Source organism: Pseudomonas sp. GD03875 (genome assembly GCF_029840585.1).
In the GTDB taxonomy this organism is placed as follows: domain Bacteria; phylum Pseudomonadota; class Gammaproteobacteria; order Pseudomonadales; family Pseudomonadaceae; genus Aquipseudomonas; species Aquipseudomonas paralcaligenes.
On record NZ_JAOCCV010000006.1, the window covers coordinates 134486 to 152669 of the forward strand.

19 protein-coding genes are annotated in these 18184 nt (G+C 69.6%); 11 read left to right on the forward strand and 8 right to left on the reverse strand.

Annotated elements, in window-relative coordinates; genetic code table 11:
• On the reverse strand, positions 1-561 hold the full coding sequence (locus N5D30_RS07280) for a TetR/AcrR family transcriptional regulator (RefSeq protein WP_279908385.1): 561 nt from the start codon (positions 559-561) through the stop codon (positions 1-3).
• 168 nt (positions 562-729) lie between these two features.
• On the opposite strand from N5D30_RS07280, the gene N5D30_RS07285 reads away from it, so the two are divergent.
• From N5D30_RS07285 to N5D30_RS07325, 9 genes are all read left to right on the forward strand, one after another.
• Positions 730-1527, forward strand: a complete 798-nt coding sequence (locus N5D30_RS07285) for a crotonase/enoyl-CoA hydratase family protein (RefSeq protein ID WP_279908387.1) — start codon at positions 730-732, stop codon at positions 1525-1527.
• Positions 1528-1598: 71 nt separating this feature from the next.
• Positions 1599-2501, forward strand: a complete 903-nt coding sequence (locus N5D30_RS07290; RefSeq protein ID WP_279908389.1) for an alpha/beta fold hydrolase — start codon at positions 1599-1601, stop codon at positions 2499-2501.
• The gene (locus N5D30_RS07295) at positions 2498-3226 is read left to right on the forward strand and encodes a nitroreductase family protein (RefSeq protein ID WP_279908391.1); all 729 of its coding nucleotides are present in this window, start codon (positions 2498-2500) and stop codon (positions 3224-3226) included. The genes N5D30_RS07290 and N5D30_RS07295 overlap by 4 nt, the downstream gene beginning before the upstream one ends.
• Positions 3227-3264: 38 nt before the next feature.
• Positions 3265-4098: an enoyl-CoA hydratase-related protein gene (locus tag N5D30_RS07300; RefSeq protein WP_279908393.1), complete on the forward strand. Its 834-nt coding sequence runs from the start codon at positions 3265-3267 to the stop codon at positions 4096-4098.
• A gap of 10 nt (positions 4099-4108) precedes the next feature.
• Complete coding sequence (locus N5D30_RS07305) at positions 4109-4546, forward strand: hypothetical protein (RefSeq protein ID WP_220813267.1); 438 nt, start codon at positions 4109-4111, stop codon at positions 4544-4546.
• 123 nt (positions 4547-4669) lie between these two features.
• Positions 4670-5803, forward strand: a complete 1134-nt coding sequence (locus N5D30_RS07310; RefSeq protein ID WP_279908397.1) for an MlaE family lipid ABC transporter permease subunit — start codon at positions 4670-4672, stop codon at positions 5801-5803.
• Positions 5797-6576 carry an ABC transporter ATP-binding protein gene (locus tag N5D30_RS07315; RefSeq protein ID WP_220813664.1) on the forward strand — a complete coding sequence of 260 codons (780 nt, stop codon included), beginning with the start codon at positions 5797-5799 and terminating at the stop codon, positions 6574-6576. Before N5D30_RS07310 ends, N5D30_RS07315 begins: the two co-directional genes overlap by 7 nt.
• Positions 6577-6578: 2 nt before the next feature.
• Positions 6579-7517: an MlaD family protein gene (locus N5D30_RS07320; protein ID WP_279902149.1), complete on the forward strand. Its 939-nt coding sequence runs from the start codon at positions 6579-6581 to the stop codon at positions 7515-7517.
• Positions 7514-8122: an ABC-type transport auxiliary lipoprotein family protein gene (locus tag N5D30_RS07325; RefSeq protein ID WP_279908398.1), complete on the forward strand. Its 609-nt coding sequence runs from the start codon at positions 7514-7516 to the stop codon at positions 8120-8122. The genes N5D30_RS07320 and N5D30_RS07325 overlap by 4 nt, the downstream gene beginning before the upstream one ends.
• A gap of 15 nt (positions 8123-8137) precedes the next feature.
• Here the strand turns inward: N5D30_RS07325 and N5D30_RS07330 are convergent, their stop codons facing one another.
• Together N5D30_RS07330 and N5D30_RS07335 are read right to left on the reverse strand one after the other, a co-directional pair.
• Positions 8138-8812: a class I SAM-dependent methyltransferase gene (locus N5D30_RS07330; RefSeq protein WP_279908399.1), complete on the reverse strand. Its 675-nt coding sequence runs from the start codon at positions 8810-8812 to the stop codon at positions 8138-8140.
• A gap of 51 nt (positions 8813-8863) precedes the next feature.
• Positions 8864-9760, reverse strand: a complete 897-nt coding sequence (locus N5D30_RS07335; RefSeq protein WP_279908400.1) for an NAD(P)/FAD-dependent oxidoreductase — start codon at positions 9758-9760, stop codon at positions 8864-8866.
• A 128-nt stretch (positions 9761-9888) separates the two neighbouring features.
• On the opposite strand from N5D30_RS07335, the gene N5D30_RS07340 reads away from it, so the two are divergent.
• On the forward strand, positions 9889-10347 hold the full coding sequence (locus N5D30_RS07340) for an Rrf2 family transcriptional regulator (RefSeq protein ID WP_279908401.1): 459 nt from the start codon (positions 9889-9891) through the stop codon (positions 10345-10347).
• Between the two features lie 3 nt (positions 10348-10350).
• On the opposite strand, the gene N5D30_RS07345 is transcribed toward N5D30_RS07340, so the two are convergent.
• The 5 genes from N5D30_RS07345 to N5D30_RS07365 all read right to left on the reverse strand — a co-directional run bounded on the left by N5D30_RS07345 (position 10351) and on the right by N5D30_RS07365 (position 16886).
• Positions 10351-11364, reverse strand: coding sequence for a VOC family protein (locus N5D30_RS07345; RefSeq protein ID WP_279908402.1), 1014 nt, complete (start codon positions 11362-11364; stop codon positions 10351-10353).
• Positions 11365-11452: 88 nt separating this feature from the next.
• Positions 11453-12820 (reverse strand): DUF1329 domain-containing protein, encoded by a 1368-nt coding sequence (locus N5D30_RS07350; protein WP_279908403.1) that lies wholly within the window; start codon positions 12818-12820, stop codon positions 11453-11455.
• Positions 12821-12831: 11 nt separating this feature from the next.
• The gene (locus N5D30_RS07355; RefSeq protein WP_279908404.1) at positions 12832-14685 is read right to left on the reverse strand and encodes a DUF1302 domain-containing protein; all 1854 of its coding nucleotides are present in this window, start codon (positions 14683-14685) and stop codon (positions 12832-12834) included.
• A gap of 48 nt (positions 14686-14733) precedes the next feature.
• Positions 14734-15990, reverse strand: coding sequence for a hypothetical protein (locus N5D30_RS07360; protein ID WP_279908405.1), 1257 nt, complete (start codon positions 15988-15990; stop codon positions 14734-14736).
• Positions 15987-16886, reverse strand: coding sequence for a M24 family metallopeptidase (locus N5D30_RS07365; RefSeq protein ID WP_279908407.1), 900 nt, complete (start codon positions 16884-16886; stop codon positions 15987-15989). The genes N5D30_RS07360 and N5D30_RS07365 overlap by 4 nt, the downstream gene beginning before the upstream one ends.
• Before the next feature lie 208 nt (positions 16887-17094).
• On the opposite strand from N5D30_RS07365, the gene N5D30_RS07370 reads away from it, so the two are divergent.
• Positions 17095-18159 (forward strand): AraC family transcriptional regulator, encoded by a 1065-nt coding sequence (locus tag N5D30_RS07370; protein ID WP_279908408.1) that lies wholly within the window; start codon positions 17095-17097, stop codon positions 18157-18159.
• The last annotated feature ends 25 nt before the right edge of the window (positions 18160-18184 follow it).

Consider the following 18184-nt stretch of genomic DNA (forward strand, 5'->3'; position numbering starts at 1 on the left):
CTAGGGTGCCAGCTGCGCGATGCCGCGCTCGATCACCGCGTCGAGGTAGCCGGGGTCGCCGTAGATGCGGGCCAGCAGGATGGCGCCCTCGAAGTCGGCCACCAGCTGCCGCGCCAGGCGCTGCGCCTGCTCCTCACCATGGCCCGCGCGATACAGCTCGGTGAACGCGGCCGCCCAGTCGTCGAGGAACAGCCGGATCGGCTCCATCAGCTCGACCTTGCCGTAGGTGGCGTCCACCGCCACCACGCCCATCAGGCAGCCGATCGAGTCGTCCTGGAACAGCTTCCTGGCCCGGCGACCGATGCCGGCGAGCCGCTCCTGCACGGTCAGGCTCTCGTCGTAGGCGATGGCGAACAGGGACTGCTTGAGGCGCCCGTGGGTCCACTCCAGAACGTCGCGAAGGAGCGCTTCCTTGTTCGGGTAGTGATGGTAGAAGGACGCCTTGGTCAGCCCGCAGGCGGCAGACAGGGCGTCCATGGTGGTGCCGTGGTAACCGAGGCGCTTGAAGGTGTTGGCGCAGCGCAGCAGCAGCTCATCGCGGGGAATCTTCAACGGACGCACGGGCCGCTCCTGTTCTCGATCATGGGCGGTGATTCTAGGGCATAAGCGATGACGTCTCAATTTGACGGTTACCGAATGTTTGTTTAGATTTCTCAAACCAAACATTTGGTAAGTAAGTAGAATCAACCTGGCATCGCCAGTCCCCTTCATCCAGTCAGGAGAGTCACCATGAGCGAAGCAAACAGCGGCCCGGGCCGCGTCACCCGCGAGCGGCGCGGCCACCTGTTCCTCGTCGGCCTCGACCGCGCGGGGAAACGCAACGCGTTCGACAGCGCCATGCTGGCCGACCTGGCTCTGGCCTTCGGCGAGTTCGAGCGCGATGACGAGCTGCGCTGCGCCGTCCTGTTCGCCCATGGCGAGCACTTCACCGCCGGCCTGGACCTGATGGAGCTGACGCCCAAGCTCGCCTCGGGCGGCTTCCAGTACCCGGACGGCGGCATCGACCCCTGGGGCGTCTCCGGGCCGCGCCGCACCAAGCCGGTGGTGATCGCCGTGCAGGGCACCTGCTGGACCGCGGGCATCGAACTGGTGCTCAACGCCGACATCGCGGTCGCCGCGCGCAACACGCGCTTCGCCCACCTGGAGGTGCTGCGCGGCATACCACCCTCCGGCGGCTCCACCGTGCGCTTCACCCAGGCCGCCGGCTGGACCAGCGCCATGCGCTACATGCTGACCGGCGAGGAATTCGGCGCCGAGGACGCCCTGGCCATGCGCCTGCTGACCGAGGTGGTCGAGCCCGGCGAGGAACTGGCGCGGGCCATCGAATACGCAGAGCGCATCGCCAAGGCCGCGCCGCTGGCCATCCGGGCCACCCTGCAGTCCGCCTTCCAGGCCCGGGACGAAGGCGACGCCGCCGCCCTCTCCCGGCTCAACGAGCTGCTGTTCTCGCTGATCAGGAGCGAGGACGTTCGCGAAGGGGTGATGGCGATGATGCAGAAGCGCGAGCCGGTGTTCCAGGGCCGCTGATACCCTCCCCCCTGGGCAACGGTGGCGATGACCGCTGCCACTCTTCGCAACATCCGGCTGGAGCCCTTTGCATGACCAGACCCGCTTCACTCTCGGTGATCGACCCGTTGTCCCTGGTGGCGGACGACGGCTACCGCCTGGCCGCCACCCGCTACTCCGCGCAAGGCGCCGCCCGTGGCAACCTGATCGTGGCCGGCGCGACCGGCGTGCAGCAGCGCTTCTACCGCCGCTTCGCCCAGCACGCCAGCGCCCGCGGCTTCAACGTGCTGACCCTGGACTACCGGGGCATCGGCGACTCCGCTCCCGCCACCCTGAAAGGCTTCGAGATGGCCTACCTGGACTGGGGCCTGCGCGACCTGGCCGCCGCCGTCGAACGGATGGACGACGGCCGTACCCCGCTGTACTGGATCGGCCACTCCTTCGGCGGCCACGCCCTCGGCCTGCTGCCCAACCACCAGAAGATCGCCGCGGCCTATTGCTTCGGCACCGGCGCCGGCTGGGCCGGCTGGATGCCCAGGGCCGAGGCATTCAAGGTGCGCCTGATGTGGTCCTGCGTGCTGCCGCTGATCGTCGCCTGGAAGGGCTACATGGCCTGGAGCCTGCTGGGCATGGGCGACGACCTGCCGCTCGGGGTCTACCGGGACTGGAAGCGCTGGTGCGCCCATCCCCACTACTTCTTCGACGATCCCGCGATGGCCGATGTCGTCAGGCGCTACGCCCAGGTGCGCACGCCCTGCGTGTTCGCCAACGCGGTGGACGACCTGTGGGCGCCGCCCGTCTCGCGGGACGCCTTCATCAAGGGCTATCGCAACGCGCCCCTGCGCACCCGAGACCTGGCCGGCCAGTCCATCGGCCACATGGGCTACTTCCGCGAGTCGGCCAGCGCGCTCTGGGACGAAGCCCTGGACTGGTTCGCCGGGCAAGGCGCCGCCGACGCGCCACGGCAGCCTTCGGCCTGCGGGGGCGGACGATGAGCCTGGCAGCGCCGGACCATGCCCAGGCGGCCGAGCGCTTCCGCGCGCTGGTGGAAGGCCGGCGGGCGATCCGCCGCTTCACCGACGAGCCGGTGCCCGACGCGGTCATCCGCGCTTGCCTGGAACTCGCGGTGCTGGCACCCAACTCGTGCAACCTGCAGCCCTGGTCCTTCCAGGTGGTGCGCGACCCCGCCCTGCTCCAGCGGCTGCACCCGGTCTGCCTGGGACAGAGCGCCGCCAGGGCGCCGCTGATCATCGCCGTGCTGGCGCGACCGGACGGCTGGAAGCAGGCCTGCGCCGACGTGCTCGCGTTCTGGCCCGAACCCCAGGTGCCGCCGGTGATCGACCGCTTCTACAAAAAGACCGCACCCTTCCAGTACAACCAGGGCCGGCTGGGCTGGCGCGGCCTGCTCAAGCGCCTGCTGGTCCGCCTGGTGGGGCTGCGGCGCCCGGTCATGCGTACGCCCAACAGCCTGCAGCAGATGCGGCTGTGGGCGGTGAAATCGACGGCGCTGGCCGCCCAGAACCTGATGCTGGCGTTCCACAGCCACGGCTACGGCACCTGCCCGATGGAAGGCTTCGACGAGCAGCGCCTGCGCCGGGTGCTGCCACTGCCCGCGGACGCGATCCCGATCATGCTGCTGGCGGTCGGCGTGCCGGGCGAACGGGCCGTCTACAACCCGCGCCTGCGCTTTCCGCTCGAACGCAGCGTATCGTGGCACTGAACGGCTGCTGAACCATAACAACAAGAGGACTACCCGCCATGACGTTCACCCAGATCGACTACGAGACCCACGGCCCGATCCGCGTCATCCGCTTCAACCGGCCGGACAAGCGCAACTGCATCGGCCCGGTCACCCACCGCGAGCTGATCGAGGCCTGGACGCGCTTCCGCGACGACGACGGCGCCCTCGTCGCCATCATCACCGGCGCCGGCGACAAGGCCTTCTGCGCAGGCGGCGACCTGCAGGCGGGCCTCGACCTGGTGCCGTCCACCCCGGACGAGATCGCCGCCCACGACCGTGGCGAGCGGCCCGGCATCCTCGGCCCGAGCCTCTGGACGGACATCTACAAGCCGGTGATCGCCGCGGTGAACGGCGTGGCCTACGCCGGCGGGCTGGAGTGGGCCTGCTTCGCCGACATGCGCATCGCCGAGGAACACGCCTCCTTCGGCGTCACCTGCCGGCGCTGGAACATCGGCCTGGCGGATGGCGGCAGCCAGCGCCTGCCGCGCATCGTCGGCATGGGCCGGGCGATGGAGCTGATCCTCACGGGCAAGGTGATCTCGGCGGCGGAAGCCCTCGCCATCGGCCTGGCCAACGAGGTGGTGCCCCGGGGCCGGTCGCTCGAACGGGCGATGGAGCTGGCCAGGTTCCTCTGCACCCTGCCGCAACCGGCCATGCGCTCGGACAAGGAGGCGGCGGTACGCGGCTACGGACAGCCGCTGGCCGAGGGACTGCGCATCGAGGCGGAGTGCTTCAACCGCTCCATCCATCACGACGACACCCGCGAGGGTCTGCGCCGCTTCCTCGAGCGCGACCACCCGGACCGGTCCGTCGCCACGCCGCCGAAGACGCCCGGCCTGGTCAGGGACTGAGGCGCCCGCCATGCGCTTCGATCTGCTGCTGAACCTGCACCTGTTCGCCGTGGCCTTCTGGCTCGGCGTGGTGGCGGTGGAATACCTGCTCGAACGCGGCCGCGCGCAGAGCCGCGGCCAGGGTTTCGCCGTCGCCAGGCTGCACCGCAGGATCGACCTGCTCTTCGAAACGCCGGCCTTCGCCGTGGTGCTGGTGACCGGCCTGCTGCTCGTCGAGCCCGCGCGCTTCGGCGGCCTGTATGCCCTCAAGGTGGTGGCCGGCGCGCTGGCGGTCGCCGGCAACCTGCTGTGCCTGGTGCCCGTCCTGCAACGCCGCGCCGCGGCGGAACGTGACGACCTGGCCGACGTGATCCGCCAGTCCCGGCGCATCGACACCATCTCCCTGGTCGCCATCCCGGCCGGCCTGCTGGCGCTGGCCTGCGGCGTCTACCTGATGCTGCTGCGCTAGCCGTGGAGCCAATCCGCGCTTCTCCTGACCCGCTTCGCGTGACATCCTTCGGCTTCCACAGACTTGCACTCGGCGCGCCGCTCGCCCAGATTCAGGAAAGCCCGAGCACACAGCAGGAAGCCCATGTCGGAAGCCGGCAGCATCATTCAGGACACCGAGCACTCGCCACCGCGCCTGCGGGTGCGCGGGGACTGGACACTGAGACACTACAACCGCCTGGAAGCGGAGCTGGAGCGCCTGCCCGCCCAGGCGCCCGAGCCGGCGCTGGACTTCGCCCAGCTCGGCCAGCTGGACACCGCCGGCGCCGCCCTGCTCGGCCGCTGGCTCGGCGCCGAGCGCCTGCTGGCACTGGCCCAGGGCAACCCCGAGCTGCCGCCCGAGCGCCTGGCGCTGCTGCGCACCGTCGGTGAGGCCCTGCACTATTGTCCCCAGGCGCCCGGCGCCGCGCACCGCTCCGCCGCCTACGAGGTGCTGGAGGAAGTCGGCGTCACCGTCACCGGCTTCTGGAGCCGCCTGCGCGCCCTGCTCGGCTTCATCGGCCTGGCCCTGGACAGCCTCGTCCGCACCCTGTTCCGGCCGCGCCGCTGGCGGATCACCTCGCTGGTGTCGCACATCGAGCAGACCGGGCTGAACGCCATCCCCATCATCGTCCTGCTGACCTTCATGGTCGGCGCGGTGGTCGCCTTCCTCGGCGCCACGGTGCTGGCCAACTTCGGCGCGACCATCTACACCGTGCACCTGGTGGCCTTCTCCTTCCTGCGCGAGTTCGGCGTGCTGCTCACCGCCATCCTCATGGCCGGCCGCACCGCCAGCGCCTTCACCGCGCAGATCGGCTCGATGAAGGCCAACGAGGAAATCGACGCCATCCGCGTGCTCGGCCTCAACCCGATGGAGTTGCTGGTGCTGCCGCGCATCCTGGCGATGATGATCAGCCTGCCGATCCTCACCTTCATCGCCATCCTCTCCGGCATCCTCGGCGGCGGCGTGGTCAGCGCTCTGATGCTGGACATCTCGCCGACTCTGTTCCTTGGCATCCTGCAGTCGGAGGTCCCGGTCCAGCACCTCTTCGTCGGCCTGGCCAAGGCGCCGTTCTTCGCCTTCATCATCGCCATCATCGGCTGCCTGGAAGGCTTCAAGTCCGGCGGCAGCGCCAAGTCGGTCGGCGACCACACCACCTCGGCGGTGGTGCAGTCGATCTTCGTGGTGATCCTGCTCGACGCCGTGGCGGCGATGTTCTTCATGGAGATGGGCTGGTGAACGACGTCCTCGTGGAAGTGCGCGGCCTGCGCAACCAGTTCGGCGCCCAGGTGGTGCACCAGGACCTCGACCTGGACATCCGCCGCGGCGAGGTGCTCGGCGTGGTCGGCGGCTCCGGCACCGGCAAGTCGGTGCTGCTGCGCAGCATCGTCGGCCTGCTGCGTCCGGCCGCCGGCAGCATCCGGGTGTTCGGCGAGAGCCTGCTGGACGCCCCGCCCGAGCGCCGCTCGCAGCTGGAGCGGCGCTTCGGCGTGCTGTTCCAGCGCGGCGCCCTGTTCTCGTCACTGACTGTGATCGAGAACATCGCCCTGCCGCTGATCGAGCACGCCGGCCTGTCGCGCCCCGACGCCGAGCGCCTGGCGCGGGTCAAGGTGGCGCTGGCCGGGCTGCCGGCGAACGCCGGGGACAAGTACCCGGACTCGCTCTCGGGCGGCATGGTCAAGCGCGCCGCGCTGGCCCGTGCCATCGCCATGGACCCGGAAATCCTGTTTCTCGACGAGCCCACCGCCGGGCTCGACCCCATTGGCGCCGCCGCCTTCGACCAGCTCATCCTCACCCTGCGCGACGCATTGGGCCTGAGCGTGTTCCTGGTCACACACGACCTCGATACGATCTACAGCATCTGCGACCGGGTCGCCGTGCTCTCGCAGAAGAAGGTGCTGGTCGCCGACCGCCTGCCGGTGGTCGAGGCCACGGACGATGCCTGGATACGCGAATACTTTCACGGCCCCCGTGGCCGCGCGGCCCAGCAGGCCGCGAACAGGGAGAACTGACGATGGAAACCCGTGCGCATCACGTGCTGATAGGCCTGTTCACCGTGCTCGCGGTGGGCAGCGCGCTGCTGTTCGCCCTGTGGATGGGCAAGTCCAGCATCGACCGCGAGTTCAAGCTGTACGAGGTGGTGTTCAAGGAGGCCGTCAACGGCCTCTCCGTCGGCAGCAGCGTGCAGTACAGCGGCATCAAGGTCGGCGACGTGGTCAGCCTGAGCCTCGACCCCAGCGACCCGCGCCAGGTCCAGGCCCTCATCCGGGTCGCCGAGGACACGCCGGTCAAGGAAAACACCCACGCCCGCCTGGCTGTGACCAGCATCACCGGCGGCGCGGTGATCCAGCTCTACGGCGGCACCCCGACCAGCCCGCCCCTGGCCACCCGCAACCACGAGCCGACGGTGATCGTCGCCGACCCGTCGCCGCTGTCGCGCCTGCTCACCAACGGCGAGGACCTGGTGACTAACATCAACCACCTGCTGGCCAACGCCAACCGCATGTTCTCCAGCGAGAACATCGACCGCGTCGGCAGCACCCTGGCCGGCCTGGAGCAGACCGTGGGCGCCGTGGCCAGCCAGCGCGGCGAGATCCGCCAGGCCCTGGCCGAGCTGGCCGAGACCAGCCGCCAGGCCAGCCTCCTGCTGCAGCGCACCAACGAGACCATGCGCGGCGCCAACAACCTGCTCGACCAGCAGGGGCGCAGCGTGATGGACAGCGCCGCCCAGACCATGGCCACCCTGGAGCGCACCAGCGCCAGCCTGGAACAGCTGCTCGCGCGCAACGAGGACGCCCTCAGCGGCGGCCTGCAGGGCATCGGCGAGATCGGCCCGGCGATCCTCGAACTGCGCAGCACCCTGACCTCGCTGCGGCAGATGACCCAGCGGCTCTCCGACAACCCCGGCGCCCTGCTGCTGGATCGTCAACAGAACAAGGAATTCCAGCCATGATCCGCCCGCTGCTGCTCCCCCTCGGCCTGACCGCCCTGCTCGGCGGCTGCTCCCTGCTGCCCGAGGCCGAACCCGTGCAGACCTACCTGCTGCCCTCGCTCCAGCCGCAGGCGGCGAGCCAGGCGCAGCCCCTCGCCCGCTCGCTGGGCATCGGCCGGCCCCAGGCCAGCCTGGTGCTGGACAGCACGCGCATCGCCGTGGTCCCCCAGGGCAGCGAGATCAGCAGCTACAAGGGCGCGCGCTGGAGCGACCCGGCGCCGGCGCTGCTGCGCGACCGGCTGCTGGAAGCCTTCCAGGCCGACGGCCGCTTCGCCGCACTGAGCAGCGCGGAGCAGCACCTGCAGAGCGACTTCGTGCTGGCCGGCAACCTGCTGGCATTCCAGAGCGAGTACCGCGACGGCAAGCCCGAGGTGGTGATCCGCTTCGATGCGCGGCTGGTCCGCGCCGACACCCAGCGGGTCGCGGCCAGCCGCAGCTTCGTGGTGCGCCAGCCCAGCCGGACGGTCGAGGTACCGGCGGTGGTGGACGCCTTCGGCCAAGCCAGCGACCAGCTCGCCGGACAGCTGGTCGAGTGGACCACCCAGCAGATACAGGCCGAGAAATAAGCCCGGGGCGGCTGGTCAGGCCTGGCGGTAGCCGACCCAGCCACGGAACGTGAAGCCCGCGTAGAACAGTTCGACGCCCTCGAACCCCGCCTGCCGCAACAGCGCCTCATCCTGCTCCGGCGACAGCAGCGGCAGGCGTTCGCCGATCGCGGCGGCCGCGCCCTGCGCCTGTTCCCGCGCAACCCCGGACGCCTCGGCGAACGCCGCGTAGCGCTGCAACCAGCGCATCCTCTCCTCGCCCTCGGGGACGCTGTGGTGGGCGACCACCAGCGGCGCGCTGGGGGCGAGTCGTTGCCAGAGTTGCTGGAGGGTGCGCAGCCGCTCCTCCAGGGGCAGGAAATGCAACGTCAGCAGGCAGGTGGCGCCATCGAAATACCCCTCGGCCAGCGAGTCGATATAGCCCTGGTGGAAGTCCACGCGGGCCTCCAGCGCGCCCAGCGTCTGCCGGGCCAGGGCGAGCATCTGCGCCGAGGGATCGACCCCCGCGAAGCGCCAGCCGGGCTGTGCCTGGGCGAACGCCTGCAGCTCCAGACCGCCGCCCGCGCCGAGCACCAGCACGCGGCCGTCCTCGGGCACGCGCTCGGCCAGCAGCAACATCGCCATCCGCTGCAGGCCATGAAATCCAGGCACCTGGCGGACCGGGCCCTCGGCGTAGCGGGCGACAACCTGTGGATCGGAAAAAGGCGACATGGGACCTCCCGGGAACCGGACAGAAACAGGATTCGCAAACGGCTTCGCGGGCTACACGCCCGGCAGGCCGAAGATCAGCGACTGGTGGGCGGCGGCGCCCGCCAGGGTGCCATCGCCCACCGCCAGCGGTACCGAACCCCCCATGCGCGCCGCATCACCGCAGGCGTAGACGCCCGGAACGCTGGTCGCCTTCATCGCGTCGGTGTGGATGATCCGGCCGAACTCGCCCTCGCTGAACGCGCAGCCCAGCAGGCCGGCCAGCGGGTCGGCGACTTCGACCCGGGTGGGCACGAACAGGCCGTCAAGACTCACGCGGCGTCCGCTGCCCAGAACCAGCTCCAGCTCACCTTCCAGGCGCGCCACGGCCTCGCGCTCCAGCGCCACGCCCCGGTCGGCGAGCTTCGCCAACTGCTCCGCGTCGGGTTCGAACGCCCCGTTCAGGAACAGGGTGGTCTCGCCCCAGTCCGGCAGCAGCAGCGCCAGGTGCATGGCCATGGCGGAGGTGGCGACGATGCCGATACGGCCCCGCTCCAGCTCGTAGCCGTGGCAGTACGGGCAATGGAACACGCGGCTGCCCCAGCGCTCGGCGAGGCCGGGAATGTCGGGCAAGCGGTCGACCACGCCGGTCGCCAGGATGATCCGGCTCGCCTCGCGGGCCTCGCCTGCCTCGAAATGCACGCGAAAACCTTCCACCGTGCGCTCGGCGCCGACGGCCCGGTCGGACAGCCATTCCACGGTGGCGTAGGCCATGAGCTGGTCCCGCGCCTGGCGGGCGATGTCGCCGGGCGCGACGCCGTCCTGGGTCAGGAAGCCGTGAGAATGCGCAGCGAACCGGTTGCGCCGCTGCCCGCCGTCCACTACCAGCACCCGGCGTCGCGCCCGTGCCAGCGGCAATGCCGCCGACAGCCCCGCATAGCTGCCGCCGACGACGATCACATCATGCTGCATGTCCCCTCCTCGCTCGCGGCGTCGCCGCGCAATCATGAAACTAATGAAATTACATGATAGGCCGGAGAAATTTGCTCACGCAACTTGAAATGTGGCATTAAGACGACCCGTCACCACAAGGCATGGCCATGAGAAAGGACAGCAGGCTCTCCCGCATGCTCCACGTGCTGCTGCACATGGCGCGGCACGATCAGCCGTTCACCTCCGAGCAGATCGCCAGGATGCTGGACACCAACCCGGTGGTGGTCCGACGCACCATGGCCGGGCTGCGCCAGGCCGGCTACGTGCACTCGGAAAAGGGCCATGGCGGAGGCTGGACCATCGTTCGCGACCTCGAATCCATCACCCTGCTGGACATCCACAAGGCCGTGGGCGGCCCGCGGATATTCGCCATCGGCAACGAGCATGACGACCCGCAGTGCGCCGTCGAGCGGGTGGTCAACGCCGCCCTGGAAGACGCGCTGAACGAGGCCGAGGCCCTGCTGGTCGCCAGGCTGGGCGCCATTTCCCTGGCGCAACTGGCCCGCGAGTTCGACGGCCTGTGCCGGCAGAGTGGCTGGGGCGTCGAAGGGCCGCACGAGAGCTAGCGTCTAGAGCGTGCCGGGTGGCTGGACCTGGCGAAGCTGGATCAGATGGCCGTAGGGGTCGCGGACGATGGCCGCCCGGTCGCTTCGCTCGACCTCCCCGCCACCCGCCTCCTTCATCAGGGCGACGGTGGCGGCGATGTCGTGGACCTCGAAGCCGATGGCCACAACGCCGGCGTCGCCGAACGCCAGCGGCCCCCTGCCCGTCGCCCGGTCGTAGGTGAAGGCCTCCAGGGTCGGGCCACCCGGGCTGTAGCCGGGCATCTCGATGTGCCGGCCACGCACCACCACATCAGGGATGCCGGTCAGCTCGGCGATGAAGTCGCCGTCGTAGTCGCGCTCCGCGCCAACGGTGCCGGCGGCGAAGACGGCGCGGTAGAAGCCGGCGACGCGCGTCCAGTCCGGCGAGTTGTGATTGGCGTGGAGGAAGCGCACCCCGTCGTCGGCGGGCGCGCTCGATCCCAGCCAGGTACGCACCAGGGAATCCAGCGTCCGGTAGACCGTCCGCGGCGTGAACGGCGCGGGCAGCGGGATGTGCATTTCGACGGCGTTGCCGTCCGGGTCCCTGGCATACAGCACCGGCGCCCGCTCGCTCGCCTCGAACACGCTGCTGACGGTCCCGCCGGCGGCCAGCAGCCGGCCGACGACCCCGCGCATGTCGGTGGTCTCGAAGCACAGGTGCGCATAGCCGTCGTCGGAAGCCTGTGGCGCGGGATCGGCGGCCCGCCGCGCCGGGATCAGCGTCAGAGTCGGCCCGTCGCCACCGTAGCCCGGGGTGCGCAGCACCACGGCCTCGCCGGACACCTGCGCCGGCACCCAGTCTTGCCGGGCGACCTCTTGAGCGTCGAAGGTCGCCTGGTAGAAGTCGGCCAGGCGCCGAACATCCGGGGTGGCGATGGTCACGTTGCGGAAGGTCGCCTGGGCCGGCTGGAGACGGTAGTCGCTGGCGGAAAACGACAGCGCCCACCAGATCGCCACGGCCGCGACCAGCACCACCAGGGCGATGGCTGTCTTCTTCATCTGCACGCACTCCGTTCGGGATAGAAAGGGGCCGTCAGCGACGGCCCAAGACCCCAGGTCTCCACCCGGGGACAGCAGCGTCCATGGCTCAGCGCACGCCCGTGCGGCGCAGGGAGGCCGGGGTGAAGTCGTTGGACGACAGCTCGATGCCGTACTTCGGCGCGTTGCGGATCTCATTGCGCAGTCCCGACACGAAATAGCGGCCGTTCAGCAGGTCGTAGCAGGTCTCCACTAGGATCAGCGGCAGTTGCTGCTGGTACACCTGCTGCAGGTGCCCCTCGGCCACACGCCAGATCTGCCCGCGGTTGTCGTAGTGGTCGGCCACCAGCGCCTGCCAGGTGTCCTCGTCGAGGTACAGACGGCGCTTGGCGTAGATGTGGCGGCTGCCCGACTTCAGGTTGGCCTCCACCACCCAGACGCGGTGCAGCTCGTAGCGGGTGTGGTCGGGGTTGAGGTGGCCGGGGCCGATGATGTCCGCGTACTTCAGGCCGGGGTCGTCCAGGCGGTAGGCGTTGTAGGGGACGTACATCTCCTGCTTGCCGACCAGGGTCCAGTCGTAACGGTCCGGCGCGCCGTTGAACATCATGAAGTTGTCGGAGGTGTGCTGGCCGTCGCTGGTGGTCGACGGGCCGTCGTAGGAGACCTGCGGCGCGCGCCGCACGCGGCGCTGGCCGGCGTTGTAGGCCCAGGCCAGGCGCGGCTCCCTGACCTGATCCAGGGTCTCATGAACCAACAGCACGTCGCCGGCCAGCCGCGCGGGCGAGACGGTCCGCCACTTGTAGTAGAACAGCACGTTGGCGTTCTTCGCCGTGCCCGCGTCGCTCAGCGCCCAGGGCATCGCCACGTACTGGTCGAGCAGGCTGGGGGTGAACTGGCCGCTGGCCTGGGGCGCCGAAGTGATGATGTTGCGCTGCAGCGTCGAGCCCATGTAGCGCGCCATGTGGTTCCAGATCGCCTCCAGGCCATTGCCGGCGATGGGGAACGGCACGCCCATGCGGTAGTGCTCCAGGGTATTGCCGCCGCCGGACAGGCTCACCGCCTGGGCGTTCTCGCGGGTCTTCTGCAGCCAGCCGTCCGGGAACACCGCGCTGCGGTGGCTCGAGTAGACCGGCATGCGGAAGGTCTGCGGGTAGCGCTTGAACAGCGCCAGCTGGCCTTCGCTGAGCCGGTCCCGGTACTGCTCGGCGTTGTCGGCGGTGATGGTGAAGAGCGGCCGGTCGCCGGCGTAGGGGTCGGTCATGAAGCCGCTGCCATCGACGCTGCCGGCGTCCTTGGCCAGGCCACCGCTCCAGGCGGGGATGCTGCCGTCGGCGTTGCCGGCCTTCTCGGCGCCCACCGGCGTCAGCGCCTGGCCGAGCGCGGCGGCCTGCTGCGCGTCGACGGCGCCCAGGGAGGCCGTCGCCCACAGCGACAGCAGCAGGGTGGAGCCAGTGATCAGGTTCTTGTAGGTCGTCATGGTCGTCACCGTCAGAAGTTCACGCCGAAGCTGAGCGCGATGAAGTCGCGGTCGACCTGGGTGTTGTAGTCGCCGCCGAAGAAATTGGTGTAGGAGAGGCTCGCGCCGTAGGTCTTGTCGTACTCCGCGTCGAGCCCGACGCTCAGCGCCTTGGCGCCCTCGTTGAAGGGCGTGGTGGTCGGCCCGTAGCCCTCCACGTCGTGCGACCAGGCCAGGTTCGGGCGCAGGCTGACCCCGGCGAACACGTTGCAGTAGTCCCAGATCGCGCGCACCCGGTAGCCCCACGAGGTGGAGGTGGTGAAGCCCTTGTCGTTGCACTCCTCGGGCCGGGTGGTGTTGGTGCTGGTCCGGCACAGGCCGTTGTCCGCCAGCGCGCCGGTGCCGTAGATCGCGTCGCGGCCGTAACGCAGGCCGCCGTCGCCCTCCAGTCCGCCCACGCGCACCAGCGCGGCCTCGCCGACCAGGGTCAGGCGCTCGGCGCCCATCACCCGGTCGAAGAAGTGGGTGGCGGTGACCTGCAGTTGGCTGACTTCCTTGCGCCGGTAGCCGGCGACCCGCTCGTCGTTGCCCGGACGCACCGCCGCGTTCACCGGCGACAGCGCCGGGCTGCCCAGCAGGCCGGTGACCAGGTCGGCGCCGTTGAGCTGCAGCGGCGCGTTCGGCCGGTAGCTGAATTCGCCGGAGAGCGCGGTGCCGGTCGCCAGCGTGGTGGCGAAGCTCAGGCCGTACAGGCGGATGTCTTCCGGATAGTCGAAGTAGTAGCGGCTGGTGCCCAGCCGGTAGGCGCTCACCAGCGACTGCCCGGTGGGCGATGCGACGATGCCGCCGCAGGCCGCGGCGGGAATCCCCAGGTTGGCGCACACCGTGTCGGTGAACGCCAGGTCGGCGATGTTCGGCCCGGCCACCACGCTGAAGTACGGCGTGCGGCTGTGGTAGTTCATGAAGTAGGCGCCGAACTCCGCGTCCAGCGGCGCCGAGAACCAGCGCAACGCCGCCCCCCACTGCCCCGAGTCGCGCGCGTCGTTGTCGCTCACCCGTGGGATCACTATGCCCTCGCGGGTGAGCTGCACGCCGAAGGGTTCGAGCGCCGCGCGGGCCAGCGCGTTGCCCGAGATGTCCGGGCCGACGATGTTCTGGTCGCAGCCGTCGGCCACGTTGTCCACGCCGAAGAAGGTGCCGCAGTTGTCGACCACGGTCTGCTCCCAGTCGAGCTGGTAGAAGGCCTCGACGGACAGGTCCTCGGTCAGGCTCTGTGACAGCGAGAACAGGCTGACCGGGATCAGCCCCTCCTTGATCTCCGCCCCCGGCCGGCGGAAGGCAGCCACGTCGACGGGGTTGACGCTGTTGATGCCGCCGCCGATGAAGGTGCTCTCGCCCCAGCTGATCACCTGCCGGCCCAGGCGCGCGGAACCCTGCTGCCCGGCCAGCTCGTAGTTGTGGTAGACGAAGGCGTCCAGCAGCTGCGCGCCGGCGGACTTGGCGCCCTCCTTGCGGTTGCTGTCGCTGATGTCCTTCCACGGCCGGCTCTCGTCCTTCAGCTCGAAGTCGTACCAGTACTTGCCGCGGAAGAAGGCGCCGCTGTCGCCGTAGCGCAGCTCCAGGTCGTGCAGCCCCTTGAAGATCTTCGAGAAGGTCTCGCCCTTGGCGAAGTTCAGGCGCCCGTCGTCGCCGAGCACGGAAGCCGCCCCGCCGCCGTTGTTGGCGCCGATGAACTCGGATTTGGCGCTCTGCGTCGACCAGCTGGCGCCGACCGACAGTGCGCTGTCGAACTGGCCCTCCAGTTCGCCGAGCTGGAAGGTCACGGCGAGGCCGGGGGTGCTGGTCGCCGCGCAGATGGCGAGCGCCAGCGGTTTCAGGGTACGCATGGCAGTGTCTCCATTTCTTGTTGTTGTTCGTCGCGTGCTGCCGGGGGGTCAGTCCCGCAGCGGTGGCGGATAGTCGATGCGGTGGGCGCCGTGGTTGTCCCTGGCGAAGCTGGCGAGGTAGATGCCGTCCTGCTCCGGCAGCACCTTGGAGATGGCGCGCACCTGGCTGCCGTCGTGCATCAGCCAGTACAGGACCTGCTTGCCGGAGGGATCGAGCACCACGAAGCCGGTCTGCTTCTGCTCGGAGAACAGGCGGTGCGGCAGCCGCAGGATCAGCGGCTTGAGCCAGGGATTGGCGTGCAGCCAGGTGGCGATGGCGGTGCGCGGGGAGAACAGCGCCACGTACAGCCGCCCCTGCTCGTCACGGCTGATACCGTCGGGCATGCCCGGCATGCCTTCCTGCAGGATTTCCGCGGTGCCCGCCCGCTCGCCGCCGATGAACAGGCGCAGCATGCGGAACTTCGGGGTCTCGCTGATCACCAGCGATTGTTCGACGCCCTGCCCGTCCTCCGAACCCCGGTCGATCAGGATGCCGTCGACGAAATGCAGGTCCTGCACCACCAGTTGGGCGGTCTCGCGCTCCAGGTCGAACATCCACAGCCGGCCGTTGTTGGCCAGGCTGACGGCCTCCTCGAAGGCCGCCTCGCCCATGGCGGCGCCCGGGTAGGCGTAGGGCTCGGACATGTACACCCGCTTGCCGTCGCGGCTGATGTCGAGGTCGTTGCAGAACGCCACCGGGCGGCTGTTGCCCTCGTTCATGGCGGCCACCGCCATCGCCCCCTGGCCCAGCGGCCGCACGCTGCCCAGCGCCGCATCCGGGTCCAGCGCAGGCGGTAGCGGCACGCGCAGGGCCACCGGCCGGATCGCCCGGGTGGCGATGTTCAGCTCGTAGACACCCACCGGCGCCTCGCGCTCGGGGGTGAAGCCGTAGAGGTGCGAGTTGCAGAACAGGATGCGGTTGTCGTCGCCGGGCACGAAGCGGGCGCCGGACGGCACCAGCGGGGTCTGGGCGAAGCGCTCGGCCTTGCCGCTCGCCAGGTCCAGGCGCCAGAACCAGCCGTCGCGGGCGGTGACGAACGCCTGCCCGGAGTGTTCCTGGATCAGCACGTCGTCGTGGCCCGGCAGGTCGAGGCCGCTGACCGCCGGCGCCAGGTCGTCCGGCACCCTGGCGGCCTGCATCGCCGCGCTGATCTCGCCCATCCGGTAGGCCGGCGCGGGGCGGATATGCTCCGGCGGCGCGCTCAGCCACCAGGCCGCGCCCGCCACGGCGAGGACGGCCAGTCCCAGCATGCTCTTCGTCTTCATACGCGTTTCTCCCTCGCCTCGATCACGTGAGGCACCTCATCGTCGAGCCAGTAGCAACGGTGCGGCTCGACCACCAGCACCTCCTCGAACTTGCAGCCGCCGCCGCTCCAGCCGATGTGCGGCTCGATGGCCCACAGGCCGAGCTTGTTGCCGATGTGCTCGGGGGTCAGCGCGGCCGACAGGCCCAGCTTGAGGAAGGCGAGATTGGTCTCCAGGGAGAACCAGCCGAACGAGCGGGTGCCGATGCGCAGGTGCCGGCCCTGCTTCGGCTTGACCCGGAACACCCGGTGGCCGAGCACACAGTGCGGGTACTTGGCGTGGATGTTGTCGTAGCCTGCGGCGTGGATGCGGCGGTCGATCTCGGCCCAGATCTCCGCCGCCGTCAGCGGGCTGGCGAACAGTTGCGGAATGTCCTCGCGCAGCTGCAGGAGGAATCGCCGGGCGCGGTCCAGGCTGGGGTTGGGCGTCAGGCACAGGGCGTAGCCGACGTCGCCGATATAGCCGTCGACCACCGGCGACACATCGAGGATCGCCACGTGGTCGGCCTCCAGCCGCCGGGGGCCGGGATGGTAGTCGGCGTAGTCCTGGTAGCCATCGAAGCGCGAATGGTCGCCGAACCAGGCGAAGGCCCGGTGCAGGTAGCGCTCGGTACCGTGCTCGCGCAGGTAGGCCTCCAGCATCTCGGCGGCCTGCTGCTCGGTCATGCCGACCTGCAGGCGCCGGCCGACGTGCTGCACGGCGGCGTAGGCCAGGCGCTGGGCCTTGAGGAATCCGTCCATGGCCTCGGGCGGGGGTAGCTGGTCGGCGCCGTGTGCGTACCTGGAGGAAACCCTGGAGAGCCAGCGGTAGAAGCGATCCAGCGGACCGCTGGGCTTCAGCGAATAGCCGATGGGCATGGCCGATCCTCCCAGTGCAGCGGATCGACGGGCCGGAGCCGGCCATGGGAACGCGCCGGGCGCGAGGCCGGGCGGCAGCAACTGAACGTCATCATGAAGGGACTCGGTGTTGTTGTTATGAGCCCGATGCTAAGAGTCCCCGCGCGCTCGCGATGTTGTTCAGCGGCCAATCTGATGGTTGAATTCCGCCACCACAGGGAGAAGCCGCATGCGATCCGCCGCCGACAGTTCGTCGTTCATCTCGCTCACCGAGCTGCTGGTGCCGGTGCCGCTGCCGGCGCTGCTCATGGAAGTGCTGCTGGAACAGGGGCTGAGCGCGGAGCGCCTGCTGGAGGGCACGGAACTGCGCCTCGAACATTTCAGCCACCCGGATACGCTGCTCAGCTACCGGCAACTGGCCGTGATCATCTCCCGCGCCCTGGCGATGACCGGCAACCCCCGCCTCGGTCTGTTGTTCGGCTCGCGCATCCGCCTCTCCCACCTGGCCGAACTGGGCGCCCTGTACGCCACCGCGCCGACCTTGCGGCACGCCTACGAAATCGGCCTGAAGCACCAGAAGCTGCTCGGCAGCGCCTTCGACATGCGCCTGGTCGAGCGGCCGCGGCACCTGGCGATCATCGCCTCGAAACTGGTGCCGCTGGAGGAGCGCTACTACTTCAACCAGGAGTCCTGGCTGACTGCCATCGCCAACCAGACGGCGCTGGTGATGGAACACCCGCTGAGCGAACTCGGCCTGGAACTGGAGTTCGACTACCCCGCCCCGCAGGACCTCGGCCCCTATCACCGGCTATTCGGCAAAAAGGTTAAATTCGGCCAGCCCTACTGCCAGGTGCTCATCCCCCGCGAACTGCTGGACCGGCGTCTGCCCGGCGCCTGCCCGACCCTGTTCAAGCTCGCCGTGCAGCGCTGCGAGGAAGCCTCCAGCCGCAGCCGCGCGCCGCTGTCGCTGCCCGAGCAGGTGCGCATCCACCTGCGCCGGGAGCTGGAGTCGCCGCCCTCGGTCGAGGCCATCGCCAGCCGCCTCAACCTCTCGACCCGCACCCTGAACCGGCGCCTCGACGAACTGGACTGCAACTACCGCCAGCTGCTGCGCGAAGTGCGCTTCGAGACCGCCGCCCAGCTGCTGCAAGGAACCGCGCTGCCCATCGCGATCATCGCCCAGCGCTCGGGCTTCAACGACACCTCGAACTTCGTAAAGGCATTCCGCGAGTGGGCCGGCACCACGCCGAACCGCTACCGGCAGCACATCCACGAGGCTGGACAGCCACGCTGAAGCCCAGCGGATACATGATTGTCCT